Genomic DNA, 5,496 nt, shown 5'->3' on the forward strand with positions numbered 1-5,496 from the left:
TGTTCCACTCAGGATAGCCCTTTCACTTAGAAAAGCACTTGCGTGCTAATCTGACAGGGAGACCTAACCCATCGGGTAACAGTTTGGGGTTGTCTGGCTGCGTAAGATTCAAAGTAACAACCCATCCGTGGTGCTACGTCCAGTCACGCCATCCATGGCGTGCCGCTCCGATAGCTGCGAATGTCCACCGGACATTCGGTCTACCTCCGCCCGAGTGCGGGTCCAAACCCCATGTGAGAGTAGCACAATGTCCCTTGTCGGCTACGAGGCTCCCATTTTAAAAACAAAGAACCCAGCGAAAGCTGGGTTTTTTGTTTTTGGAGTAGCACCAAGGTGCCACTCCCTCATAGCAAGACCTAACCCATCGGGTAACAGTTTGGGGTTGCGCTACTGCTTGAAAGACAGGTTTCAACCCGTCCCTGGTGGAATGTCCACGGCAGCATCCATGCTGCCGGTTCTTCACTCTCGGCGTGCCACAGGCACCCCTCGCTCGCTGCGCTCACCGTTCATCACCCGCACGTGAGAGTGGTACTCGTCACGACGGGAGTTGTCCCTTGCCGGCTAAGGGGCTCCCATTCTAAGAGAAACTGTTTCTCAGCGAGAGCTATCCGAAAGGATGGCCCTTTTTTGCATTTAACGCCTTTGAAAAATTCACCACACTGTTACCACATTCAGGATAGCCCTTTCACTTAGAAAAGTACTTGCGTGTTAATCTGGAAGGGAGGACATAATTCATAAGGAAACAGTTCAGATTCGCTTTGCTGCATGAGAACCAGCGTGACAATCCGTCCATTATATAATGTCTTCGGTAGCATCCATACTGTCGCTTCTATACTGTCGTCATGTCACCGGCTTCCTTCTCGCACTGCGCTCACTCCTTACCAGTTGATGACCAGCCAAGACCCATGTGAAAGATGTCGTATCGCGCGGCTGTGGGTTCATTGCCAGGCTTGGCAGTTCTTCGTTTTTAAGTGGGAAGATCACCGGTTAAAAAAGCGCCAAATAGTCGAGGTTAAAGTCATCAAAGTTTAAGTCTAGGTAACGTAATAGGTGGCACAAGTTTGAATTTAATAAATGGCAGTGTGCTCCGTTGAATGTATAATGGCAAATAACTCAGACCATTCGTTACTTTTTAGTACGAATGCACCTTTATAGGTGCCTCCTTCAAGACTTATCGTTTTCAAATAGGTTAATAATGCTTGATGCATGGAAACTTAAAAAATATTTTTCGCCCACATTAGATTCATCAAAACGTCCAAATAATAAGGTGAAGTGGCTCGTGCACCACGTACCTAAAACAGCGGGCACCTCTCTTAGAGCTACCTTCGAACAATCACTTGGCAATGAAGCAGTTTACAGTGTGTATGTTGATACAGGCGCAAACCAATTATCAAAAGGTTTGCCAATATCAACACCTTGGTGCGCCGAGGTGTTATTCGGCCACTATACGACTCATCAAAAACAATCTGAGATATATCCAAAGGCAAAACGATTAACCTGGGTTAGAGATCCATTAGAACGAATGTGGTCTCATATTGGTCACGTTTTAGCTCTTAAGCAGCCATTACGGATATACAATTATTTGGAGAAAAAGTTTTTAGATAAAGGAATAGTCGACAGGGAGGAAATGTTCGAAATTTTAGTCAAAGAAAAAAGTGTTCCTCATCTCACTAATATATATTCTATGTATTTCAAAAATGTAGAACTTAATGCGTTTGATTTCGTTGGCTCTGTGCACAAAAATCAAGACAGCTTAGTGCAATTACAGGAAATTTTAGGCTGCCCATTAACAGAATCGAGTGCTAATGTGAGAAACATCAAACAAACCTTTCCTGTATCATTAAGAAGATATGAGTCACATTTTGATAAAGAGTTTAAAATCGTCGGGAAGTACCTGTGAAAGGTTAAATTTAGAACTCTTTAGTTTAAGTTTATGTAAAGAAGGTCTTGTGTGCAGTCTTTAACTCAATATCATACATTTTCTCTTCCAAGTAATTGTAGTTCACTAATTTCTATTAGTGATCCTCAGCAAATATCGTTAAACAATTTGTTTCCACGCCCGTTCTATTTGTTGGGCGAGGGAAGCAACTCTATTTTCATTGAAGATTACCATGGCACAGTAGTACAAAATAAAATATTGGGGTTAGACTTTAATGAATCAAAAAATTCGATAAGGCTACGAGTAGGTGCAGGTGAAAACTGGCACAAGCTAGTATCAACATGTCTACGCAACAGTTGGTATGGAATGGAAAATCTAGCATTAATTCCAGGGTCAGTAGGCGCCGCGCCAATTCAAAATATTGGCGCCTATGGTCTTGAAGTTAAAAACTTTATTGAATCTGTAGAGTTTCTCGACCTGCAATCGCATAAAATGCTAAAACTTAAAAATCACGAGTGCAAATTTGGCTATCGCGACAGCATATTTAAAGGTGATTTATTGGGTAAGGTTATAATTACCCACGTAAATTTTAATTTGCCTAAAGAGAACTATCTTGAGACTTCATATGGTGAGTTAGCCAAACTTATTGCACCTAGTCCTAAAGCCATTTTTGATGAAGTAAAAGCGATAAGACGACAAAAATTGCCGGACCCCAATGTGTGGGGAAACGCTGGTAGCTTTTTTAAAAATCCGATAATCGATAAAAAAGTGTTGGGGTCAATCCAGTGTGATTATTCTGATATCCCGCATTTTGAAGTGAGTGACAATCTAGTCAAAGTACCAGCTGCCTGGCTTATCGATAAATTAGGATTTAAGGGGCGTATATTGGGTGGGGTTCAATGTCATCCAAAACAGCCATTAGTTTTAGTTAACTTAGGTGATGCGAAAGGACAAGATGTTCTTGAGTTTGCTAGGTTGATTTCCCAGAGTGTCTATACAAAATTTAATATACAGTTGGAACCTGAAGTTAGGTTAATCGGTAGAGATGGGTTGATAGAATTGTGAAACATGCGTCAAAGTTAATCAGGCAACACATATTATCACTGTTATCTGACGGGGCTTTCCATTCTGGGGAAGCAATTGCGACCGAGGTCGGACTCTCACGCACTGCTGTTGCCGGGCACATTAGCCAACTTTCTGAATGGGGGCTGGATGTCTTTAAGGTTAAGGGCAAAGGTTACCGTCTGGAACGCCCGTTCGAGTTATTGAATACAGAACGCATCAAGAAGCAACTAACAAAAAGTAGAACCGCTGTCATTCAAGTGGAATCAGTGCTTGCTTCTACCAATACCGAGCTTAAAAAGCGGATTTCCGTCGCCCCCCATAACCTTGCTGACGGTGACGTATTGCTGGCTGAAATACAAACGGCAGGCAAAGGTCGTCACGGTCGCAGCTGGTTAGCACCCGTGGGCGGCAGCTTAACACTTTCATTGTACTGGTCATTTCCTGATGGCTACCAGAGCATGGCGGGGTTATCCCTATTAGTTGGCCTGGCCGTGTGTAACGGCCTCAAAAAATGTGGTGTGGCAGATACCCAGCTGAAATGGCCCAACGATGTTTATCTTCAAAACAAAAAACTGGCAGGTATTCTAATTGAAGTTGAAGGTCAGATTGGTGCGACTGCGCATTGCGTCATTGGGATTGGATTAAACGTGTGTATGCCTGATGCTCAGTTTGATGTCGGGCAACCCCACACAGATCTCACCTCATATCTTGGCTACACTCCAGATCGAAACGTGGTTGCAGCCGCAATTATTAATTCACTGTGGGAATTGTTGCCCGAATTCGCTCAGCATGGGTTTCAACCGTTTATCAATCAATGGCAGCTGCTTGACCTCTATGCAGACAAAACCGTGGTGTTACGCATGGGCGAGAAGCGATTTTCAGGTATCGACCGTGGGGTAGATGCCAGCGGCGCCTTGTTAGTGGAAACGCAGGACGGCCTGACTCGCTTTCATGGTGGCGAGGTGACATTGCGTGGTAACTGAACAACAGGTATTACTGGTTGATATCGGTAATACCAGCATCAAATTTCTACGCTTGAGCAACTTTCAAGAAATTCCGCAAAGCAAATCAACGCTAAACGCCTTTGAGCAATGGTTAACCCGCAATCCGGAAGTTACTACGCTATTTATCTCTTCAGTCCGTCAGACGGCTGTTACACAGCCATTACGCGAGTATTGCCGGCAGAACAAGATTGTAGTCAATGAGATAAACACAGAACAAAGCGCGTTCGGCTTACTAAACAGCTATAAAGATGTGAGTAAAATGGGCGTGGATCGCTGGTTAGCAATGATTGCAGCAGTCCACCTGACACACAAACCCTTTGTGGTTATTGATGCGGGAACGGCAATAACCGTAGATTTTGTCGCTGACGGTCAACATTTGGGGGGATGGATCGCACCGGGTTTTTACAGCATGAAAAATGCATTGGTTACCTCTACACAAAAAGTTTTTTCCGATGATGAAATTTCCAATCAACTTCAATTGGGTACAACTACGGAGCGCTGCGTCGCTAATGGTTGTCTAGCGGCGGTGCAAGGAGTTTACGCACGGGCGAGAGCACAGATTTCAATCAATTTTGAGGACTTTGACATTTTTATTACCGGAGGGGATAAAAATCTGTTTGCATTTACGTGCAACGATGGTAGCATCCTCGCCGCGAATTTGGTGGTGCAAGGTCTTGCCCGCTACGCAAAAAAACAGCTTTTTGCGTAACAAATCATCTAACTGGCAATTATTTGAGCATTTAGATGAGAATTTTAAAAAAATTCACAAAAGACTATTGCACGGAGTAACTCATTACTCTAGAATGCGCACCCACTTGATGCAGTGCCGACTTAGCTCAGTTGGTAGAGCAACTGACTTGTAATCAGTAGGTCGCCAGTTCGACTCCGGCAGTCGGCACCATCAATCTCAGGAGGGGTACCCAAGCGGTCAACGGGAGCAGACTGTAAATCTGCCGGCTCAGCCTTCGCAGGTTCGAATCCTGCCCCCTCCACCACTTTTATGAGGTGGCCAGAGAATTTAGGATTGCGGGCATCGTATAATGGCTATTACCTCAGCCTTCCAAGCTGATGATGCGGGTTCGATTCCCGCTGCCCGCTCCAAATACGTGCTGATATAGCTCAGTTGGTAGAGCGCACCCTTGGTAAGGGTGAGGTCGGCAGTTCGAATCTGCCTATCAGCACCAGTTTCTCCCCAGCTCATGTTTGTTTAGATAATCGAATTATTACACTACTTTGCTGGGATAATAGAAATGGCAAAAGAAAAGTTTGAACGTACGAAACCCCATGTAAACGTGGGTACAATCGGCCACGTTGACCACGGTAAAACCACTCTGACAGCAGCTATCACTACTGTTTTGGCAAAGACTTACGGTGGTTCAGCTCAGGCTTTCGATCAAATCGATAACGCGCCTGAAGAAAAAGCTCGTGGTATCACCATCTCTACGTCACACGTAGAATATGACACACCAAGCCGTCACTACGCACACGTAGACTGCCCTGGACACGCTGACTATGTTAAAAACATGATCACCGGTGCGGCGCAGATGG

General features: G+C 44.6%; 5 protein-coding genes and 4 tRNA genes. All 9 read left to right on the forward strand.

Going from position 1 to position 5,496, the window contains the following annotated elements:
• The first annotated feature begins 1,195 nt into the window (after positions 1–1,195).
• A complete protein-coding gene (locus HCJ96_RS16070) occupies positions 1,196–1,900 on the forward strand; it encodes a hypothetical protein (protein ID WP_169212114.1) in 705 nt (234 codons plus the stop codon).
• 51 nt (positions 1,901–1,951) lie between these two features.
• Positions 1,952–2,944 (forward strand): UDP-N-acetylmuramate dehydrogenase, encoded by a 993-nt coding sequence (gene murB, locus HCJ96_RS16075; protein ID WP_169212115.1) that lies wholly within the window; start codon positions 1,952–1,954, stop codon positions 2,942–2,944.
• On the forward strand, positions 2,941–3,927 hold the full coding sequence (gene birA, locus HCJ96_RS16080) for a bifunctional biotin--[acetyl-CoA-carboxylase] ligase/biotin operon repressor BirA (RefSeq protein WP_169212116.1): 987 nt from the start codon (positions 2,941–2,943) through the stop codon (positions 3,925–3,927). Before murB ends, birA begins: the two co-directional genes overlap by 4 nt.
• On the forward strand, positions 3,917–4,657 hold the full coding sequence (locus HCJ96_RS16085) for a type III pantothenate kinase (protein ID WP_169212117.1): 741 nt from the start codon (positions 3,917–3,919) through the stop codon (positions 4,655–4,657). The genes birA and HCJ96_RS16085 overlap by 11 nt, the downstream gene beginning before the upstream one ends.
• Positions 4,658–4,773: 116 nt before the next feature.
• A tRNA-Thr gene (locus tag HCJ96_RS16090) sits at positions 4,774–4,849 on the forward strand.
• Between the two features lie 9 nt (positions 4,850–4,858).
• Positions 4,859–4,943: transfer RNA gene (locus HCJ96_RS16095), tRNA-Tyr, on the forward strand.
• A gap of 31 nt (positions 4,944–4,974) precedes the next feature.
• A tRNA-Gly gene (locus HCJ96_RS16100) sits at positions 4,975–5,049 on the forward strand.
• A 7-nt stretch (positions 5,050–5,056) separates the two neighbouring features.
• Positions 5,057–5,132: transfer RNA gene (locus HCJ96_RS16105), tRNA-Thr, on the forward strand.
• Between the two features lie 66 nt (positions 5,133–5,198).
• Positions 5,199–5,496, forward strand: a 298-nt coding sequence (locus HCJ96_RS16110) for a GTP-binding protein (protein ID WP_246261500.1), incomplete at its 3' end; no start/stop codon positions are given.

Source organism: Alteromonas ponticola, assembly GCF_012911815.1.
GTDB classification, from domain to species: Bacteria; Pseudomonadota; Gammaproteobacteria; order Enterobacterales; family Alteromonadaceae; genus Alteromonas; species Alteromonas ponticola.